Annotated in this window: 20 protein-coding genes; 12 read left to right on the top strand and 8 right to left on the bottom strand. The window is 60.5% G+C overall.

Annotated elements, in window-relative coordinates:
• Positions 1-51: 51 nt before the first annotated feature.
• Positions 52-432, bottom strand: coding sequence for a histone-like nucleoid-structuring protein MvaT (gene mvaT, locus PSEST_RS15450; RefSeq protein WP_015277909.1), 381 nt, complete (start codon positions 430-432; stop codon positions 52-54).
• Between the two features lie 351 nt (positions 433-783).
• Between mvaT and purU the strand changes: the two genes are divergently transcribed.
• The 3 genes from purU to PSEST_RS15435 are packed head-to-tail and all read left to right on the top strand — an operon-like array spanning position 784 to position 3,338.
• Positions 784-1,635 carry a formyltetrahydrofolate deformylase gene (gene purU, locus PSEST_RS15445; protein WP_015277908.1) on the top strand — a complete coding sequence of 284 codons (852 nt, stop codon included), beginning with the start codon at positions 784-786 and terminating at the stop codon, positions 1,633-1,635.
• Positions 1,636-1,650: 15 nt separating this feature from the next.
• Positions 1,651-1,863, top strand: coding sequence for a hypothetical protein (locus PSEST_RS15440; RefSeq protein WP_015277907.1), 213 nt, complete (start codon positions 1,651-1,653; stop codon positions 1,861-1,863).
• Positions 1,863-3,338 (top strand): helicase HerA-like domain-containing protein, encoded by a 1,476-nt coding sequence (locus PSEST_RS15435; protein WP_015277906.1) that lies wholly within the window; start codon positions 1,863-1,865, stop codon positions 3,336-3,338. The genes PSEST_RS15440 and PSEST_RS15435 overlap by 1 nt, the downstream gene beginning before the upstream one ends.
• 77 nt (positions 3,339-3,415) lie before the next feature.
• Here the strand turns inward: PSEST_RS15435 and PSEST_RS15430 are convergent, their stop codons facing one another.
• From PSEST_RS15430 to yaaA, 3 genes are all read right to left on the bottom strand, one after another.
• Entirely contained in the window at positions 3,416-3,637 is a 222-nt protein-coding gene (locus tag PSEST_RS15430; protein WP_015277905.1) for a hypothetical protein, read from the bottom strand.
• A 319-nt stretch (positions 3,638-3,956) separates the two neighbouring features.
• On the bottom strand, positions 3,957-5,402 hold the full coding sequence (locus tag PSEST_RS15425) for a mannose-1-phosphate guanylyltransferase/mannose-6-phosphate isomerase (protein WP_015277904.1): 1,446 nt from the start codon (positions 5,400-5,402) through the stop codon (positions 3,957-3,959).
• A 746-nt stretch (positions 5,403-6,148) separates the two neighbouring features.
• Positions 6,149-6,928 carry a peroxide stress protein YaaA gene (gene yaaA, locus PSEST_RS15420; RefSeq protein ID WP_015277903.1) on the bottom strand — a complete coding sequence of 260 codons (780 nt, stop codon included), beginning with the start codon at positions 6,926-6,928 and terminating at the stop codon, positions 6,149-6,151.
• A 137-nt stretch (positions 6,929-7,065) separates the two neighbouring features.
• Here yaaA and dmeF point away from each other — a divergent pair, with 137 nt between their 5' ends.
• The 5 genes from dmeF (at position 7,066) to moaE (ending at position 10,953) form a co-directional block, all read left to right on the top strand.
• Positions 7,066-8,028, top strand: coding sequence for a CDF family Co(II)/Ni(II) efflux transporter DmeF (gene dmeF, locus PSEST_RS15415; RefSeq protein ID WP_015277902.1), 963 nt, complete (start codon positions 7,066-7,068; stop codon positions 8,026-8,028).
• A 260-nt stretch (positions 8,029-8,288) separates the two neighbouring features.
• Positions 8,289-9,677 carry a PhoH family protein gene (locus PSEST_RS15410; RefSeq protein ID WP_015277901.1) on the top strand — a complete coding sequence of 463 codons (1,389 nt, stop codon included), beginning with the start codon at positions 8,289-8,291 and terminating at the stop codon, positions 9,675-9,677.
• Positions 9,678-9,776: 99 nt separating this feature from the next.
• On the top strand, positions 9,777-10,247 hold the full coding sequence (gene moaC / locus PSEST_RS15405; protein WP_015277900.1) for a cyclic pyranopterin monophosphate synthase MoaC: 471 nt from the start codon (positions 9,777-9,779) through the stop codon (positions 10,245-10,247).
• Entirely contained in the window at positions 10,244-10,492 is a 249-nt protein-coding gene (locus PSEST_RS15400) for a MoaD/ThiS family protein (RefSeq protein WP_015277899.1), read from the top strand. The genes moaC and PSEST_RS15400 overlap by 4 nt, the downstream gene beginning before the upstream one ends.
• A gap of 2 nt (positions 10,493-10,494) precedes the next feature.
• The gene (moaE, locus tag PSEST_RS15395; protein WP_015277898.1) at positions 10,495-10,953 is read left to right on the top strand and encodes a molybdopterin synthase catalytic subunit MoaE; all 459 of its coding nucleotides are present in this window, start codon (positions 10,495-10,497) and stop codon (positions 10,951-10,953) included.
• Positions 10,954-10,957: 4 nt separating this feature from the next.
• Here moaE and PSEST_RS22330 read toward each other — a convergent pair whose 3' ends face one another.
• From PSEST_RS22330 to PSEST_RS15380, 4 genes are all read right to left on the bottom strand, one after another.
• Positions 10,958-11,122, bottom strand: a complete 165-nt coding sequence (locus PSEST_RS22330) for a hypothetical protein (RefSeq protein ID WP_015277897.1) — start codon at positions 11,120-11,122, stop codon at positions 10,958-10,960.
• A gap of 128 nt (positions 11,123-11,250) precedes the next feature.
• Positions 11,251-12,684 (bottom strand): ATP-dependent RNA helicase RhlB, encoded by a 1,434-nt coding sequence (gene rhlB / locus PSEST_RS15390; RefSeq protein WP_015277896.1) that lies wholly within the window; start codon positions 12,682-12,684, stop codon positions 11,251-11,253.
• 93 nt (positions 12,685-12,777) lie between these two features.
• Positions 12,778-13,713: a GGDEF domain-containing protein gene (locus PSEST_RS15385; RefSeq protein ID WP_041756731.1), complete on the bottom strand. Its 936-nt coding sequence runs from the start codon at positions 13,711-13,713 to the stop codon at positions 12,778-12,780.
• A gap of 156 nt (positions 13,714-13,869) precedes the next feature.
• Positions 13,870-14,526, bottom strand: a complete 657-nt coding sequence (locus PSEST_RS15380; RefSeq protein WP_015277894.1) for an alpha/beta hydrolase — start codon at positions 14,524-14,526, stop codon at positions 13,870-13,872.
• A gap of 341 nt (positions 14,527-14,867) precedes the next feature.
• On the opposite strand from PSEST_RS15380, the gene PSEST_RS15375 reads away from it, so the two are divergent.
• The 4 genes from PSEST_RS15375 to PSEST_RS15360 all read left to right on the top strand — a co-directional run bounded on the left by PSEST_RS15375 (position 14,868) and on the right by PSEST_RS15360 (position 19,046).
• A complete protein-coding gene (locus tag PSEST_RS15375; protein ID WP_015277893.1) occupies positions 14,868-15,896 on the top strand; it encodes an amino acid ABC transporter substrate-binding protein in 1,029 nt (342 codons plus the stop codon).
• Positions 15,897-15,982: 86 nt separating this feature from the next.
• Positions 15,983-17,167, top strand: coding sequence for an amino acid ABC transporter permease (locus PSEST_RS15370; protein WP_015277892.1), 1,185 nt, complete (start codon positions 15,983-15,985; stop codon positions 17,165-17,167).
• A 4-nt stretch (positions 17,168-17,171) separates the two neighbouring features.
• Entirely contained in the window at positions 17,172-18,269 is a 1,098-nt protein-coding gene (locus tag PSEST_RS15365) for an amino acid ABC transporter permease (protein ID WP_015277891.1), read from the top strand.
• 9 nt (positions 18,270-18,278) lie between these two features.
• Positions 18,279-19,046 carry an amino acid ABC transporter ATP-binding protein gene (locus PSEST_RS15360; protein WP_015277890.1) on the top strand — a complete coding sequence of 256 codons (768 nt, stop codon included), beginning with the start codon at positions 18,279-18,281 and terminating at the stop codon, positions 19,044-19,046.
• Positions 19,047-19,146 lie beyond the last annotated feature (100 nt).

The raw sequence follows: 19,146 nt of genomic DNA, 5'->3' as shown, positions 1-19,146 counted from the left end.
GACATCGCTGATTAATGTCGAGAAATGGCGTTCGGTTTAAACCGTTATCGCTTAGCCGAGCAGGGTGGCCCAGCTTTCCACGGTTTCGGAGCCCCACTGGGCTTTCCATTCTTTCAATGTCTTGTGATTGCCGCCTTTGGTTTCAATCACTTCGCCGCTGTGCGGGTTCTTGTACTGCTTTACGCGGCGAGCACGCTTGCTGGTCGCCGGTGCTTTGGCAGTGCGCGGGCTCTTGCTGTTGCGGGAAGCTTCTGGGTCGAGCAGTGCGATGATGTCGCGCAGCGACTTCTGATACTCGCCCATGAGTTCGCGCAGCTTGCCTTCGAACTCCAGTTCCTTCTTCAGTTTGTCATCTTCGGAAAGGGACTTCAGTCGCTCCTGAAGTTCCTTGATGGCCTCTTCAGTGGCGCGATACTCGTTGATAAGTGACATATGACTTCCTTGGGATAGGTTTTGAACGCAAGTGGCAGCAATCATAGTCCTGCGTAATGAGCAAGTAAATATAGAGTTTGTTAAAAGACGGACCATTTTTTGAAGGGATATTTCATGCGCGGCAGGCGCTGCTAATGCGCGAGCGCAGGGCGTAAAACAAACGCAATCCTTGTTTTATTGGACAAGTTTTTTCGATGGGTTTATGAAGTTTCCTAAAGCGCGCGACCGGGGCATGGCCCGATACTCCGTGTCGATTAGTTTCCCTTCGCTGGTTTGCCGTCAAACACGATGGCTGCGCATTTGACTGCTGGGCTAGAATGCCGCGTTTCCTTTGAGCCGGAGTAACCTTTAATGCGCACTTTCAGGCTGGTCATTGCCTGTCCCGATGGCGTTGGCATTGTCGCCAAGGTCAGTAATTTTCTTGCCACCTACAACGGCTGGATCACTGAAGCCAACCACCACTCCGATCACCAGAGTGGCTGGTTCTTCATGCGCCATGAAATCCGCGCAGACTCGCTTCCTTTTGATCTTGAAGGTTTTCGTCAGGCGTTCGCGCCGATCGCGCGCGAGTTTTCCATGGAGTGGCGCATCACCGACTCCGAGCAGCGCAAGCGCGTGGTGCTGATGGCCAGTCGTGAATCGCATTGTCTCGCCGATCTGCTGCATCGCTGGCATAGCGGTGAGCTGGATTGCGACATTCCGTGCGTGATTTCCAACCATGACGACCTGCGCAGCATGGTCGAATGGCATGGCATTCCGTACATTCACGTGCCGGTCGATCCTGCGAATAAACAGGAGGCCTTCGCTGAAGTCACCCGCCTGGTTCGCGAACAACGCGCCGATGTGATTGTGCTGGCGCGTTACATGCAGATTCTGCCGTCGGAGTTGTGCGACGAGTTTGCTCAGCGCGTGATCAATATCCATCACAGCTTCCTGCCTTCTTTCGTCGGTGCCAAGCCCTATCATCAGGCCTCGCTGCGTGGCGTGAAGTTGATCGGGGCGACCTGTCACTACGTTACCGAGGAGCTCGATGCCGGTCCGATCATCGAGCAGGACGTGGTCCGCGTCAGTCATCGCGACAGCATCGAAGACATGGTTCGTCTCGGAAAGGACGTAGAGAAGATGGTGCTTTCGCGTGGCCTGCGCTATCACTTGGAAGACCGTGTGCTGGTGCATAGCAACAAGACAATGGTGTTCAACTGACAATCCGGAGTCGCCGTGACCGATCCTCTCGAGCGTGCCGTAGCCAAAGCGCCACCGATCATCGGTAGCGGTTGTACTCAGCGATACGATCCACAGGCATTGTCGCCGGATCAGGGCGCTGAGTTCGCGGATGCCGCGGCGCTCTGGGCCCGTCTGCAGGCCGAGCAGGATCAAGCTGAACTGCAGCATGCGCACGCGCTCAGCGGGCACGTCAAGGAGGCTGACTGATGACCGCAGTGGTGGATCGTTTGATGCTCGGCGCGGACTCCACTGGCGAGCCTAGCACCCAGTCTCTACGGCTGGCCAATCGACACGGGCTGATTGCCGGGGCTACAGGCACCGGCAAGACCGTGACCCTGCAGCGTTTGGCTGAGCAGTTCAGTGATGCGGGCGTTGCGGTCTTCGCCGCCGACATCAAGGGTGACCTTTGCGGCCTGGGTGCTGCCGGTTTACCACAGGGCAAGATTGCCGAACGGATCGCCAGCATGCCCTGGCTGAATCATCAGCCGCAGGCCTATCCGGTGACCCTCTGGGATGTGCATGGCCGCAGCGGCCATCCGTTACGTACCACTCTGAGCGAGATGGGGCCACTGCTGCTCGGCAATCTGCTGCAGCTGACCGACAGTCAGCAGGCCGCACTGTATGCCGCGTTCAAAGTGGCGGATCGTGAAGGCCTGTTGCTGCTTGATCTGAAAGATCTCAAGGCGCTGCTGGCGCACCTCAAGGCCGAACCGCAGCTGCTGGGCGAGGACAGCGCGCTGTTTACCGGCGCATCGTCTCAGGCGCTTCTGCGGCGGCTGGCGACCCTCGAGCAGCAAGGTATCGAAGCGCTGTTCGGAGAGCCCTCGCTGCAGCTCGAAGACCTGCTTCGCCCGGCGGCGGATGGCCGCGGGGCTATCCATTTGCTGGACGCCAGTGTCTTGGTGCATGAGGCACCGAAGGTCTATGCCACCTTTTTGCTGTGGCTGCTCGCTGAGTTGTTCGAACAGCTTCCGGAGCGTGGGGACGCCGACAAGCCCGTGCTGGCCCTGTTCTTCGATGAGGCGCATCTGCTGTTTGGCGATACGCCCAAAGCGTTGCAGGAGCGGTTGGTCCAGGTGGTGAGACTGATCCGCTCCAAGGGAGTGGGCGTCTATTTCGTGACCCAGTCTCCCGCGGACCTGCCGGACCAAGTGTTGGCACAGCTTGGCCTGCGTATTCAGCATGGCTTGCGCGCCTATACCGTGAAGGAGCAGAAGGCGCTGCGGTCCGTGGCTGACGGTTTTCGTTCCAATCCCGCGTTTGCGACGCTGGATGTGCTGACCCAGTTGGGCATCGGTGAGGCCCTGGTCGGTGGTCTTGAGGAAAAGGGTACGCCGGCAATGGTGCAGCGCGTGGCGATCGCTCCGCCGCAGTCTCGTGTAGGGCCACTGAGCGAAGCCGAGCGTGCGGTGATCGTCGCGCGGTCTGGACTACGTGGCCGCTATGACAAGCCTGTCGATCGGGAGTCCGCCTATGAAATTCTGGCCGCGCGTGCTGCGCAAACTGTCGAGCAGCCTAAAGCTGTGGCCGAAAAAACTCGGCGAGGGCAGAGCACTGCAAGTGGAGACTTGGGCGATCTGGCCGGACGTGTCGTGAAAAGTGCCTTGAGCCAGGCAGCCAGCCAGTTGGGTCGTCAGCTGGCCAGAGGCTTGCTCGGCTCGTTATTGGGCGGCAAGCGCTGATCTTTGGCGAGACTGACCGCCCCACGCCAATGCGACTCTTGAAAAAACTCGACAGAACCATCTGAACGGGCGAGGAGTTACGCCTGTTCAGTAACTGCACTTTCGCAATTGGATTGCTTTTCCTGCTCGAGCTTCTGCAGTTCCTGCTTAAAAACCTGGTCGAGCACAGTGGGTTTTTTTCGCCATGGTTTGCGCTCGGGTTCGCGTTCAGCGGCATAAGTCGTGATTTCACCACCGTACACATTGGTGAAGCGCTGGGCCTGGCGCTCAAGTTCGGCGCGCAGTTGATCTTTCGTCACGTAAGGAACCCTTCTTGGGAAGTTCTTATAAGACGCAACTGACTTGAGAAAGATGCGTCTGCAGTTGTAACCGGAAATTTGCCAATGCGATGTGGCACTTGCTCACGTCTGTTAGACGAGAAGCAATTGAAAAGGTTTTTTCCGATTACGAGCAAGGTTGAAAAGCGAGGGGTAGTTCAAAAAATCCGAGTGCTAGTGCGTGTCCAGTTCGACGCAGCGGCTCGCGGTGCTGAAGTATGCCTTTGCATGCCGGTATTGGGCCAGGCTCAGAATGAGAAAAACCCGCCGCGGCGGGTTTTTCTATTTCGCTATTTAGCGGTTAGCGAGCCACTTTGGCTTCGTTGCTCTGTTCGGCGCGGCCATAAACGTCATCGAAGCGCTCGATGTCGTCTTCACCCAGATAGCTGCCGGACTGAACCTCGATGATTTCCAGCGGGATCTTCCCCGGGTTGGCCAGGCGGTGCACCGAGGTAATCGGGATGTAGGTCGACTGATTCTCGGTGAGCAGGAATGTCTTCTCGTTGCAGGTGACCTGCGCGGTTCCCGAAACGACAATCCAGTGCTCGGCACGGTGATGGTGCATCTGCAGCGAGAGGCTGGCGCCCGGATTTACGCAGATGCGCTTGACCTGGAAGCGACCACCCATATCCACCGAGTCGTACCAGCCCCAGGGACGGTACACGGCGCAGTGGTTCTTAGTCTCGCTGCGCTCCAGGGCGTCGAGCTTGCTGACGAGCTTCTTGACGTCCTGCACCTTGTCCTTGTGCGCGACCATCATGGCGTCTTTGGTTTCAACGACAACGATATCGTCCAGCCCCAGTACGGTTACCAGCTTGCCGTTGCCGTGAACCAGGCAGTTGCGCGAATCCTCGGCGATCACGTCACCCTTGAGAACGTTGCCGTTCTCGTCTTTCTGATGCACGTCCCAGATCGATGACCAGGAGCCGACGTCGTTCCAGCCGGCGGACATCGGAACCACGCAGGCCAGCTGAGTCTTTTCCATCACCGCGTAGTCGATGGAATTGTCCGGGCAGCAAGCGAAGGTGGCCGGGTCGATCAGCACTTCATCGCCGTTCTTGATGCTGCGCTCGAGCGCGACCCAGCAGGTGTCGTAGATGTCCGGGTCGTGCTTCTTCAGTTCATCCAGGAACACGCTGGCACGGAACAGGAACATGCCGCTGTTCCAGAAGTAGTCGCCTGACTCGACGTAGCTCTGGGCGCGCGCCTCGTCTGGTTTCTCGACGAATTGTGCGACCCGCTTGATGCCATCCGGCAAACCGGCGTTGGCATCCTGGCTGGCTTTGATATAGCCGAAACCGGTTTCGGGGCGGGTTGGCGGAACTCCGAAAAGAACCATCTCGCCGTTCTCGGCAGCATTGGTCGCCAGCGCCAGAGAGCGCTGGAACGCTTTCTGATCTTCGATCACGTGGTCAGCCGGCAGCACCAGCAGCAACTCGTCGCGGCCTTCTTCGATCAGTTTCATCGCCGCGATACCGATGGCCGGTGCGGTGTTGCGGCCGAATGGCTCGAGCAGCAGACCTTGGACGCCGAGTTTGCGAGCGGCCAGCTGCTCCTTGACGATGAAACGGTGCTCCTGGTTGCACACCAGCAGTGGCTGCTGCAAGCCGTCGAAGGCGAGCCGCTCGACCGTCTGCTGGAACAGTGTCTGTTCGCCGGTCAGCGCAAGGAATTGCTTGGGGAACGACTTGCGGGAAAGGGGCCACAGTCGCGAGCCGCTACCACCTGAAAGAATAACCGGGATCATATTGCTTCTCCTGAATCGTTTCGAAGGTCGTTCTACTTGTCCGTGGCGCCAGTCGTGGCGCCTGCGTGTTCGCGTTAATCTGTTCGCCAGCGAGTCCGCCAGCTGGAACGAAAACGTCCCGCCCGAAGCGTTGCCTCGGGATTGAAATTCGGTTTTGAAGTCGTTATCGCAGCGTCATGGCAAGGGGTGGAGGTGCCTATTGCGTGGCGCCGATCCGCGCGCGGGGCATCGAATGCCTGCGGCTGATCTGTGATGCGATGAGGAGCGCCGTCGTCGCGCATGGAGTGCGACATTCGCGCTGTGTCGAAATGGGGTGGTGCGTTTGCATGGCCGTAACCCTCTGTTCGTGCCTTGCTCGGCGTTGGTCGTACCGGATGCCGCGCTGGCAGTGGTCGACGTCTCGGCCATCGGCCGGATGTTCAGCCGTATCGCTGGCTGAGATTGCGCTACCGCCGAAGCCGCTTTGCGACTCGGGGCGGAGCGGTTTACAAGATTGATGACCCAATGCACGTTCATGTGCGACGTCCCTTTCCACCTGGAATTGTCGGTACGCGCTTATGATTGTCAGCCATGGTCGATAGTTCCCAAGTCAGCAACCGTTGATCGGTGAGTTTTCACGACTCGGCGGCAAATCCGGGAGGGGCTGAGCGAAGATGGGCAGGTGCCGCTTCGGTCAAGCCGGGCGGCAATGGCGGGATCAAGGGGAGGCGGCGGAAGCGGATCGCCGCCGCCGAGGGGCTGAACGGTTATTGGTGAGTCGTGTCGCGCAGAAAGACCAGATGGTCGGCGGACGAGGCGTCCGGGCTGTAGCGATAGCCTTCGTAGTCGAATGCGCTCAGCTGGGCCGGATCACTGACGCGCTCTTTGATCACCCAGCGCGCCATCAGGCCACGTGCCTTCTTTGCGTAGAAGGAGATGATCTTGTACTGACCGTTCTTCATGTCCTTGAAGTCGACGTTGATGACCCGTGCATTCAGCGCCTTGCGCTTAACGGCGGTGAAGTACTCATTCGAGGCCAGATTGAGAAGAACGTCATCGCCTTGTTCAGCGAGTGCTTCGTTGAGCCATTCGCTGATTCGCTCACCCCAGAACGCATACAGATCCTTGCCGCGTGGATTCGCCAGCTTGGTACCCATTTCCAGCCGATACGGCTGCATCAGGTCGAGTGGTCGCAGCAGGCCGTAGAGCCCCGAGAGCATGCGCAGGTGCTGCTGCGCGAACAGCAGATCACTGTCGGTAAAGTCCTCGACGCTCAGCCCGGTGTACACATCGCCTTTGAATGCAAGCAGTGCCTGCCTGGCGTTATCCGGGGTGAACTTGTCGCTCCAGCTTCCATAGCGTGCGACGTTGAGGGCTGCCAGTTTGTCGGACAGGTGCATGAGCTCGCTGATCTGTGCAGGCGAATAGTCGCGCAGCTGCTCAATCAGCAGTTGCGAATGCTCCAGGTATTGGGGCTGGGTGAAGCGTTCGGTAATCGGGGGGGTTTCGTAGTCGAGCGTCTTGGCTGGGGAAATCACCATCAGCATGTACAGGTCTCCTGTCTGGTGGCGCGATTGTAGGGGTACTGCTGGCATGGCTCCAGCTATGGGCGCCATAGGCAATGGTGTTGACCTTCCCCACACGGCAAGGCACAAGCTAACGAGAGTTGAAGCAAGGAGTTCGTATGGCTGAATGCAATCACGTGCAATGGCAACCGCCGCATGACTATCGGCCGCTGGAGCACAGCTCGGAGCGCCGGACCTGGGCTGTGGTTGCTCTGACCGGGCTGACCATGATCGCGGAGATTGTCGCCGGCTACTGGTTCAACTCCATGGCGTTGCTAGCCGATGGCTGGCATATGGCGTCGCATATGGTCGCCATTGGCCTGGCGGCGCTGGCGTATCTGCTGGCGCGGCGCTATGCGGCGGACCAGCGATTCGCGTTCGGAACATGGAAGATCGAAGTGCTGGCGGGTTTTACCAGCGCACTGCTGCTGGTCGTGGTGGCGTTGTTCATGATTGGCGAGTCACTGATTCGATTCTGGTCGCCCGCAGAGATCGGTTTCGATGCGGCGTTGATGGTCGCCGTGATTGGCTTGCTGGTGAATCTGCTGTCCGCCTGGCTACTCCGGGATGAGCATGACCACGGTCACGGTCACGACCACGGTGAGCACGCACATGACCATGCCTCCGGTGGCAAGGACCTGAATCGACACGCGGCCTTCATCCATGTGCTGACCGATGCGCTGACTTCCGTGGCCGCGATCATCGCGCTGCTGGGTGGCAAGTTCTTTGGCTGGGGCTGGCTGGACCCGGCAATGGGGATCGTCGGTGCGCTGGTCATTCTGGTCTGGGCGCGTGGCCTGTTGCGCGACACGGGCAAGGCATTGCTTGATCGGGAGATGGACGACCCGCTGGTGCACAAGATTCGGGAGACGTTGCAGCAGGTGCCCGATACCGAGGTGACCGATCTGCACCTATGGCGAGTGGGGCGTGCGCAATACAGCTGCATCCTGAGCGTTGTGACCCACCAGGCGCATACGGCGGACCAGTACAAAGCTGCGTTGCAGGCGTTTCCCCAGCTGGTGCATGTAACCGCGGAGGTAAACCGCTGCGACGAAAGCGCACACCTTGATCTCCGACAATAACGCGCGCAAAAGGCGCGGGCCAAGGCCGTTTGGTCGATTCGTGAAAAAAAGCCGCATTCAACTGAAAAGACTTTTGCCTGTCATAACTTTTACGGTATTACCGAATTCAGACCGCCGAACCCTGCGACACAGGTGGCGGCTCCTGGGCAGCCCCGAATCCCCTGGCTACCCTCGTCCGCTCACCTGAATCGCATGGCGGTCACTCTGCAGCGAAGGGCTTTTAGCCCCTTCGTTTCTGGCCTCAAAAGAAGGTGATCGGTATGGATGACTACGGCAGACCCCGCGCGACCCAGCCCACACTCTACGTTCTCGACACGAATGTACTGATCCACGATCCCAACGCCTTGCTGAACTTTCAGGAACACCAGGTCGCGATTCCCATGACCGTGCTCGAAGAGCTAGACCAGCTCAAGACCGGCAAGCACAGCGTGGCGGCCGAGTGCCGTCAGGCGATTCGACTGATCGACAAGCTGCTCGGTGATGCAACGCCGGAAGAGGTCGAACTCGGCGTGCCGATCCAGCGAGGCAAGAGCGGGCCGTCCGGCAGCCTGTCGATCCTCATGAGCAAGCGTGGCGAGCCCAACGCGTTGCCGGAGGACCTGAACGACAACAAGATCATCAACCAGGTGGTTGAGCTGAGCAAACAGCGTCCCGGTGTGCCTGTAGTGCTGGTCACGAAGGACATCAACATGCGTCTGAAGGCGCGTGCCTGTGGCGTAGCGGCGGAGGACTACCATACCGATCAGCTGATCGATGATGTCGGCCAGCTTTCTCCTGGCTATCACAGCGTCACCGGCTCTTTCTGGGATCGCGTGAGCAAGGTCGAGACCCATCAGGGTCATGGGCGCACCTGGCATCGTGTGCAGCTGACCGACAACCTGCCAGCCGTGCACATCAATGAGTTCATCATTGATGAGCAGGGCTTCGTTGGTTGGATCAAGGGCATCAAGGCCGATGAGTTGCTGTTGCTCGACCTGCACCAGGAGCCGCTGCTGCATCAGGAAGCCTGGGGCCTGCGCCCGCGGGATATCCACCAAGCGTTGGCGCTGTTCGCCTTGCTCGATCCGGACATTCATCTGGTCAACCTGTCCGGCGCCGCCGGATCGGGCAAGACCATTCTTGCCCTGGCTGCTGCCATTGAGCAGACCGTGGTAAGCAAGCGCTATCGGCGCATCATCGCCACGCGTAGCGTCCAGGGGCTCGACGAAGACATCGGTTTCCTGCCGGGCACCGAGGCGGAAAAGATGGAACCCTGGCTGGGCGCAATCACCGACAACCTCGAAGCGCTGCACATGGAGGACGAAAATACCCACGGCAGCATCGATTACATCCTGCAGAAGGTGCCATTGCAGTTCAAATCGCTGAACTACATCCGCGGTCGCAGCTTCCAGCAGAGCCTGATCCTGATCGACGAATGCCAGAACCTCACGCCGCACCAGATGAAGACCATCATCACCCGTGCGGGGAACGGCTCGAAGGTTGTCTGTCTGGGTAACCTGGCGCAGATCGATACGCCCTATCTGTCGGCAACCAGTTCGGGTCTGACCTACCTTACCGAGCGCTTCAAGGACTTTTCCCACGGCGTGCATATCACCTTGCAGGGCGTACCGCGTTCAGTGCTGGCCGAATACGCCGAAGCGCACATGTAGCGGAGACGCGCGCGGCGATGCCCGGTAGTACCTCTTACGAGGGCGGGTTCATCGCCGGTGGCTGCGGTAGACTCTTGATTTTCCGATCAGGAGCGCCGAATGCTCACCCATCTCGATTCCCAAGGCCGGGCCAGCATGGTCGACGTCACCGACAAAGCTGTCACCGCACGTGAAGCCGTGGCCGAGGCGCGCGTGCGCATGCTGCCGCAGACCCTGCAGATGATTCAGCAAGGCGGCCATCCCAAGGGCGATGTCTTCGCTGTAGCACGCATCGCCGGCATCCAGGCGGCGAAGAAGACCTACGAGCTGATCCCGCTGTGTCATCCGCTGCTGCTCACCAGCATCAAGGTCGAGCTCCAGGCGGATGGCGAAGACTGCGTGCTGATCCGCGCCACCTGCAAGCTGGCCGGGCAGACCGGTGTCGAGATGGAAGCGCTGACCGCTGCCAGCGTCGCGGCGCTGACCATCTACGACATGTGCAAGGCAGTGGATCGCGGCATGGTTATCGAAGGCGTGCGTCTGCTGGAAAAGCTGGGTGGCAAGAGCGGTCACTGGCAGGTGCAGGCATGATCAGCATCCAGTTTTTTGCCCGTTATCGAGAAACGCTCGGCAGCGATGGCGAGCGACTGCAGTGGGATGCATCGCTCGCCAGCGTGAACGACGTGCGCCAGCATCTTCTGGCCCGTGGGGGCGCCTGGGAGGTGCTGGCTGAACAGAATCTGATGTGCGCGCGCAATCAGGAACTTTGTGGGCTCGACGAGCCGGTGTCAGACGGCGACGAAGTGGCCTTCTTTCCAACCGTGACCGGAGGTTGAGCATGACTGTACGTGTACAGACGGCCGCGTTCGACCCGGGCGCCGAACTCAATGCGCTGCACGCAGCCAATCTTGGTATCGGTGCGGTGGCCGGCTTCGTCGGGTATGTGCGCGATTTCAATGACGGCGAGGATGTTGCCGGCATGCTCCTCGAGCATGCCCCGGGGATGACCGAGAAGGCGCTGGAGAAGATCGTCGTTGAGGCCGAGCAGCGCTGGCCGTTGCTACGGCTCGATGTGCTGCACCGGGTTGGGCCGCTGGAACCGGGCGAGCCCATCGTTTTTGTCGGTGCGGCCAGTGCCCACCGTGATGCAGCCTTCGATGCCTGTCGGTTCGTGATGGATTATCTGAAAACGCGGGCGCCGTTCTGGAAAAAGGAATCCACCCCGTCCGGCCCGCGCTGGGTCGAGGGCCGCGCAAGCGATCAGCTTGCGGCCGAGCGTTGGGACGGGAAGCGCTGAGCCGTCAATAGAAGGTGATGTACATCTTGAAGGCCAGCGTCGAGAACATGGTCAGTACACCCACGGCCAGCAGTCCTACACCCCAGTTACTGTCCCGGTAGTTGAACCCTACGCAGAGCAGAACGAAGCCAATGACGATCAGCGACAGTAGCCAGTTCATGCTATCCATTAGTTTTTCCTTGCGTTCGGAATCTAACCACAACTCTAGCCGCGTTGCCTTGTTTGCGGCCTGATTCAGGTCATTGATGGGGCAGACGGATCATGCAAAGGACGCGGCGAATCCCGCGTCCTAGAGGCTCAGCGTGAGTGCGGAACTGGCGCCAGCAATTCAGCTGGCGGCATCTCGCACTGGATCTTGCGGCCGATCAGCGCCTCGATGGGCGGCAGCGCGAAGGCATCATCCTCCCCGGCGAAACTGATCGAAGTGCCACTGGTGCCGGCACGTCCGGTACGACCGATGCGGTGCACGTAGTCGTCCGGGTCTTCCGGCAGGGTGAAGTTGATCACGTGGCTGATGCCATCGACATGAATGCCGCGGCCAGCGACATCGGTCGCCACCAACACGCGGATCTTGCCTTCACGAAAGCCTTCCAGCGTGCGAATGCGCTTGTGTTGCGGCACGTCGCCGGACATCTGCGCGGCGCTGATGCCGTCGCGGGTTAGGCGCTCCTCGATTCGTCGCACTTCATCCTTGCGATTGGCGAAGACCATTACCCGGGTCCAGTCGTTCTGAGTGATCAGGTTGTACAGCAGCTTGTACTTGTCGCTGCCGGCCACCGCGAAGACGTGCTGTTCGACGGTATCGCTGGCCACGTTTTCCGGCTCGATCTCGACCACGGCGGGGGTGGTTGTCCACTGTTGTGCCAGGTTCATCACATCGTCGGTGAAGGTGGCGGAGAACAGCAGCGTCTGACGCTCGCTCTTGGGTGGCGTCTGCCGAATGATCTGGCGCACCTGCGGAATGAAGCCCATGTCGAGCATGCGGTCGGCTTCGTCCAGCACCATCACCTCGACCATGTCCAGATGCACTTCGCCGCGCTGGTTGAAGTCCAGCAGGCGCCCCGGGGTAGCAACCAGGATGTCGCAGTAGCGGGATTCCAGCTGCTTGAGCTGCTTGTCGAAATCCATGCCGCCCACAAAGCTCATCACGTTCAGGTTGGTGTACTTGGTCAGATCCAGTGCGTCGTTGGCGATCTGCACCACCAGTTCCCGGGTCGGCGCGATGATCAGCGCACGCGGCTCGCCCATATAGCGGTCCTTCGGCGGCGGCGTGTCGAGCAGTTGTGTGATGGTGGAAATAAGGAAGGCGGCAGTCTTGCCGGTGCCGGTCTGGGCGCGGCCAATGGCATCTCGGCCAGCGAGGGTGTAACCCAGCACCTGCGCCTGAATCGGCGTGCAGTAGGGAAAGCCCAGGTCGTGAATCGCATGCATCAGCTCGGGGGCGAGCTTGAAGTCGTGGAAGCGGGTTTTGCCTTCGGCCGGCTCTACCGTGAAGTCTTCCAGCTTCCAGGTCGGAGCTGCGGGCTTGGCTGGTTTGCTGCGCTGGCGACGTGGTTTCTCGGCTGTACGCTCGGTAGCTGGCGGCTTGGACGGAGCATCAGGTGTCGCAATTTGCTGCGCTGCGGGGGCGCTTTGCTGCGGTCCCTCGTTGACTGCAGCGGGGCTGCTGTCGGTTGTGCCGGCCCGCTCATCGGGGGCCTTGCCAAATATTTTCTTGAGTGCTTTGAGCACGGTCTTCTCGTCGTCGAATTAGGAAAGTGTCGCGCGCCAGTGTAATGCAAGACGCAGGTGTGGCGAAGCCTCGCGCTTCGGGGCCACGGGCGTTCAGTCGCAGACACGGTTTCGTCCCTGTGCCTTGGCCAGGTACAGCGCCTTGTCCGCGCGGCCTATGAGATCCTCCAGTGTGTCAGATGGGCGCATGCGGGCCAGGCCTACCGAGATCGTAACGCCTGGCAAAGATCCGATCGGCGTGGCGATGGTGTCGTTCTGTGCGACACGCTGACGCAAGCGCTCGGCAATAAGGCGTGCCGCGGGCAAGTCCAGCTCGGGAAGCAGGGTGACGAATTCTTCGCCACCGAAACGCACCAGGCTGTCCTTCGGTCGCAGTTGCGTCCCCAGCAGCCGCGCGACCTGGCAGAGCGCATGATCGCCTGCGATATGCCCATGCCGGTCGTTGTATGGCTTGAACTCATCGACATCGATCATCAGCATGCACAGTGGCTGTCCGCTGAAGGCACAGCGGGCACTTTCGCGTTCGAAGATATGTTCCAGCCAGCGTCGGTTGAACACGCCGGTGAGCATGTCGATGTTGGCGTTGTGCTCGCTGTTGATGATCAGTTGATCGGTCAGGCGCACCCGATCACATAGCAGTTCGATCAGGTTCAGCATCAGCTGGGGCGATTGCGTGAGCAAAGGCAGCTCCCGGCTGTGCAGCCTGACGACCCGGCTCGGCTCGCTGGCGATGACATAGGCGGAAGGTGGGCGATGATCGCAGAAACTGACTTCGCCAACGCAGTCGTTGACCTCAACGTAACGCACGGGCGGATTATCTCGCGATGCCAACTGGACGCTTAGCTGGCCTCGCACGAGCATGTATAGATGGCGGTTCAGCGTATGTGGAGAGAGAAGAAGTTCCTCTGCATCGACTTCGCAGGTTTCCAGTTTTTCCGCCAGCGCCGTGAGCACAGATCGCTCCACGCCGCGAAACAGTCGGATGCTTCGCAGCTGTTCCACGGTCGGCGTACCGGCTATGCGCTTCATGGCAGCGACTGGCCGGACGAGTCTGCCTCCCTCGCGCCATTCATGACGACCTCCCGCTTATCGTTGGCAGGACGGGCAACGCTCCGGTCCTCCACGCACAAGCGTAGTCCTGATATCCCTATAAGGATTAAGTCTTTTGGCCTGGACGCTGGCCGCTCAGTCCAGATGCCTGGAGAGCCAATCGCCGATGTCCTGAATTTCCTCTCCCAAGACCTCGTGACCCATGGGGTAATCGCGCCAGGTGACCTTGACCCCCGCATCGTGTAGGCATTGGTAAGCCGCACGGCCCATCGCCGGTGGTACCACGTCGTCGCGGCTGCCATGCAGGCACAGCGCCGGATAACGCAGCGCCTCCGGAGCGAAAGTCGGTGACTCGCCGAAGGTCGGCGCATACGTCGACAGGGCAATGACGCCTCCCAGCGGGCCGCGCCAGCGAAGGAAGGCGGTGTGCAGGACCACCGCGCCACCCTGGGAAAACCCAGCGAGGAATATCCGCGCCGGATCGATACCGGAATCGCGTTGTGCCTCGATCAGCGTGATGAGCTGCTGCGCAGAGGCTTCCAGCTGCTCGCGATTGATTGCGCGCGCCGGGCTCATGGCAAGGATGTCGTACCAGCTGGGCATGCTCCAGCCACCGTTGATGGTTACCGGGCGTGTCGGTGCCTGGGGCAGCACGAAGCGCGTGCTCTGCAGGCGCTGCTGCAGAGCGTCGGCGACGGGCTGGAAGTCATAGCGATCGGCCCCCAGGCCGTGCAGCCAGATGACACAGGCGTCGGCGGCGCGAGAGGGTTCCAGGATCAACGGTTCGCTCATGAATCGGCTCCAGTTGGGGGCAGGTCGCCTCGTGTTGGGGCAGCGAAATTGCTGCTCATGAGGCAGTGGCGCGAGGTTACCTGCTCCGGCACGACGATAGAACCCGCAATCGCGTCCGGTCCAGGGCGTGCCAGCGAACTGGTATGCGGCTTGCTTTGTGCTGTCCGGCTCTGGCCGGAACGGCCTCTTGCTACGGGGCGCGGCATTGCGAGCGATCAACATTGCCGATCACCTATGGGCGACTAGACTCAGGTCAGGCTGCCGCCGCTTCGCTGCTGCCACAGGCGTCGAAGGGGCCGAACGCCCGAACCCGAGAATAAGAAAGCAAACTGGAGGTTTCGATGATTAGGGTGAAATCCACACTGGCTGTGCTGGGTGCCGCGTCACTGCTGGGCATCAGCGGGCTGGCGCAGGCGGGGGCGACCCTCGATGCAGTGCAGAAGAAAGGATTCGTGCAGTGCGGCATCAGTGATGGCCTTCCGGGCTTTTCTTTTGCCGATGCCAAGGGGAAATACCAGGGGATCGATGTCGACATCTGCCGCGCGGTAGCTGCGGCGGTCTTCGGTGACGCCAGCAAGGTCAAGTACAGCCCGCTCACCGCCAAGGAGCGTTTCACTGCGCTGCAGTCGGGCGAAGTCGACGTGCTCTCGCGAAATACAACCTGGACCAGTTCGCGGGACGCCGCGATGGGGCTGAACTTTACCGGCGTGACCTACTACGATGGCCAGGGCTTTCTGGTGAATAAGGAGCTTGGGGTTTCCTCGGCCAAGGAACTGGACGGTGCCACGGTTTGTATCCAGGCCGGCACTACCACCGAGCTGAACCTCTCCGACTATTTCCGCGCCAATGGCCACAAGTACACCCCGATCACCTACGACACCTCCGATGAAAGCGCAAAGTCGCTGGAGTCCGGGCGTTGCGACGTGCTGACATCCGACCAGTCCCAGCTCTACGCACAGCGCATCAAGCTGGCCAAGCCTGCCGATTACGTCGTCTTGCCTGAAGTGATTTCCAAGGAGCCGCTCGGCCCGGCCGTTCGCCAGGGTGACGAGGAGTGGTTCGATATCGTGCGCTGGACGCTGTTCGCCATGCTCAATGCCGAAGAGCTCGGCGTGACCTCGGCCAATGTCGAAGAAATGGCCAAGAGCACAAAAAATCCTGACGTGGCGCGTCTGCTGGGTGCCGAAGGCGAATACGGCAAGGATCTCAAGCTGCCGAAGGACTGGGCGGTGCAGATCGTCAAACAGGTGGGTAACTACGGTGAGATCTTCGATCGCAACGTAGGCGCCGGCAGTGAGCTGAAGATCGAGCGCGGCCTGAATGCCTTGTGGAACAACGGTGGCCTGCAATACGCACCGCCGGTGCGCTGAGCCCGCGTGGCCGGCCTCGTGCCGGCCCGTTTCACGGATGAGCATGGCCGGTCCAGGTGACCAGCCATGCGGCATGAGGATTTTCGATGCGTTCGATCGCCAGAGGCGCTGTGCCCCGACGTTCGCCCTTCACCGATCCACGAATACGCGCCTGGGTGTTTCAGGTGCTTGCGGTGTTGGCAGTGGTGGCGTTCGGCTGGTACCTGTTCCATAACACACAGACCAATCTTGCCCACCGCGGCATCACGTCCGGATTCGGCTTTCTTAACAATGCCGCCGGCTTCGGCATTTCCCAGCATCTGATCGACTACAGCGAGAGTGACACTTACGGTCGCGTCTTCTGGGTCGGCTTGCTCAACACACTGCTGGTCAGCGTGATCGGGATATTTCTCGCGACCGTCATGGGTTTCATCCTCGGTGTGGGGCGCCTCTCGAGCAACTGGCTGATTCGTCAGCTGGCGACGCTCTATATCGAGATCTTCCGCAACATCCCGCCGTTGCTGCTGATCTTCTTCGTCTACTTCGCAGTCATCAGCCCGCTGCCAGGGCCGCGCAACAGTCTGAGCCTGTGGGACGTGGTATTCGTCAACAACCGCGGCGTGCAGATGCCGGCACCCAGCGCAGGCGATGGTTTCTGGGCGTTCTGGCTGGCGCTGCTCGTCGCGCTGGTTGCGGTGGTGGTGCTCAACCGCTGGGCTCGCGCCCGCCGACATGCGACCGGGCGGATGTTTCCGGTGTTCTGGACCAGCCCCGGGCTGTTTCTCGCCATCCCCTGGTTGATGACTTTCATTGCAGGCGCACCTTTCACCTGGGAAGTGCCGGAGTTGCAGCGCTTCAACATTCGCGGTGGTTGGGTGGTGATCCCGGAGCTTGTTTCGATCGTGGTGGCGCTGTCGGTCTATACCGCGGCGTTTATCGGCGAGACCGTGCGCTCGGGCATCCAGTCGGTCAGTCACGGCCAGACCGAGGCTGCCGCTTCACTCGGGTTGCGTCCGGGCCAGGTGTTGCGACTGGTGATCGTGCCGCAAGCACTGCGGGTGATCGTGCCGCCGTTGACCAGCCAATATCTGAACCTAGCGAAGAACTCGTCCCTTGCGGCTGCCATCGGCTATCCGGACATGGTGTCGCTGTTCGCCGGTACGGTGCTCAATCAGACCGGGCAGGCCATCGAAACCATGGCCATCACCATGAGCGTCTACCTGGCCATCAGCATCAGCATTTCGCTGTTGATGAACTGGTACAACAAGCGCATTGCGCTGATCGAGCGGTGAGCGCATGACTATCCATACCTTCAAGCCCGACCTGCCGCCACCGACGATCAGCATCGGTGCACTTGGCTGGCTACGGGCGAATCTGTTTTCCAGCTGGATCAACACGCTGCTGACCCTGGTGGGGCTGTACCTGCTCTGGCTGATCGTACCGCCGGTACTCGAATGGGCCATCTTCAAGGCCGACTGGACCGGCGAGACGCGCGCCGATTGCAGCCGCGAAGGCGCCTGCTGGGTATTCATTCAGACCCGGTTCGGCCAGTTCATGTACGGCTTCTACCCCACGGAGCTGCGCTGGCGCGTCGATGCCGCAGCCTGGCTGGCGATCATCGGCGCGGCGCCACTGTTTCTGCGGCAGATGCCGCACAAGCTGCGCTACGGCATCGGTTATCTGCTGGTCTATCCGCTGCTGGCCTACTGGCTGCTGCATGGCGGATTCCTCGGGTTGCAGACGGTGCCGACCAGTCAGTGGGGCGGTTTGATGCTGACGGTGGTGATCGCCGCGGTGGGCATTGCCGGCGCCTTGCCCTTGGGCATCCTGCTGGCGCTGGGGCGACGCTCCGACATGCCAGCGATCCGCGTGCTCTGCGTAACCTTCATCGAGTTCTGGCGTGGCGTGCCGCTGATCACCGTGTTGTTCATGTCTTCGGTGATGCTGCCGTTGTTCCTGCCCGAAGGCATGAATCTGGACAAACTGCTGCGCGCGATGCTGATGGTGGTGTTCTTCGAGGCTGCCTATATCGCTGAAGTGGTGCGTGGTGGCCTGCAGGCGATCCCCAAGGGGCAATACGAGGCGGCGGCTGCAATGGGGCTGGGTTACTGGCGCAGCACGCTACTGGTGATCCTGCCGCAGGCGCTGAAACTGGTGATTCCGGGCATCGTCAACACCTTCATCGCCCTGTTCAAGGACACCAGCCTGGTGATCATCATCGGCCTGTTCGACTTCCTCAACAGCATCAAGCGCGCCACCGCGGACCCGGCCTGGCTGGGTATGTCCACCGAGGGTTACGTGTTCGCTGCGCTGGTGTACTGGATGTTCTGTTTCGGCATGTCCCGCTATTCCATGCGCCTGGAGCGCAAGCTGGACACCGGCCACAAGCATTAGGAGTGACATATGAGTGATTCAAACGCGCAGGTCGAACAGGCGAGCGGCCCGGTCATCCAGATGCAGGGCGTGCACAAGTGGTTCGGCCAGTTCCATGTGCTCAAGGACATCAATCTCAGCGTGCGACAGGGCGAGCGCATCGTCTTGTGCGGGCCTTCCGGGTCCGGCAAGTCCACGACCATTCGCTGCCTCAACCGTCTGGAGGAACACCAGCAGGGGCGGATCGTCATCAACGGCGTGGAGCTGACCAGCGACCTCAAGCAGATCGAGGCGATCCGCAGCGAAGTCGGCATGGTCTTCCAGCACTTCAACCTGTTCCCGCACCTGACTGTGCTGCAGAACTGCACCCTCGCGCCGATGTGGGTGCGCAAGTTGCCGCGACGCCAGGCCGAGGAAATCGCCATGCATTATCTGGAACGCGTGCGCATCCCGGAGCAGGCCAACAAGTTTCCCGGCCAGCTCTCCGGCGGTCAGCAGCAGCGCGTGGCGATCGCCCGCGCGCTGTGCATGAAGCCGAAGATCATGCTGTTCGACGAGCCGACCTCGGCGCTCGATCCGGAGATGGTGAAGGAGGTGCTGGATACCATGGTCAGTCTCGCCGAAAGCGGCATGACCATGCTCTGTGTGACCCATGAGATGGGCTTCGCCCGCACCGTGGCAGATCGGGTGATCTTCATGGACAAAGGCGAGATCGTCGAACAGGCCGAGCCAGAGATGTTCTTCACCAACCCGGTCAACGACAGGACCAAGCTGTTCCTCAGCCAGATCCTGCACTGATTCAGGCCAGGTCAGGCGCGCCGTCGGAGCACGCGGTGCCTGGCTGTGTTCAGCCTTAGCCTCGGCCGCCGTCATGGGCTAGAATACGTGCCCCGACTGC

The sequence above is a fragment of the Stutzerimonas stutzeri RCH2 genome (assembly GCF_000327065.1).
Lineage (GTDB): Bacteria > Pseudomonadota > Gammaproteobacteria > Pseudomonadales > Pseudomonadaceae > Stutzerimonas > Stutzerimonas stutzeri_AE.
The sequence above is the reverse complement of the archived record's forward strand: the minus strand, read 5'-3'. Positions and strand labels throughout refer to the sequence as shown.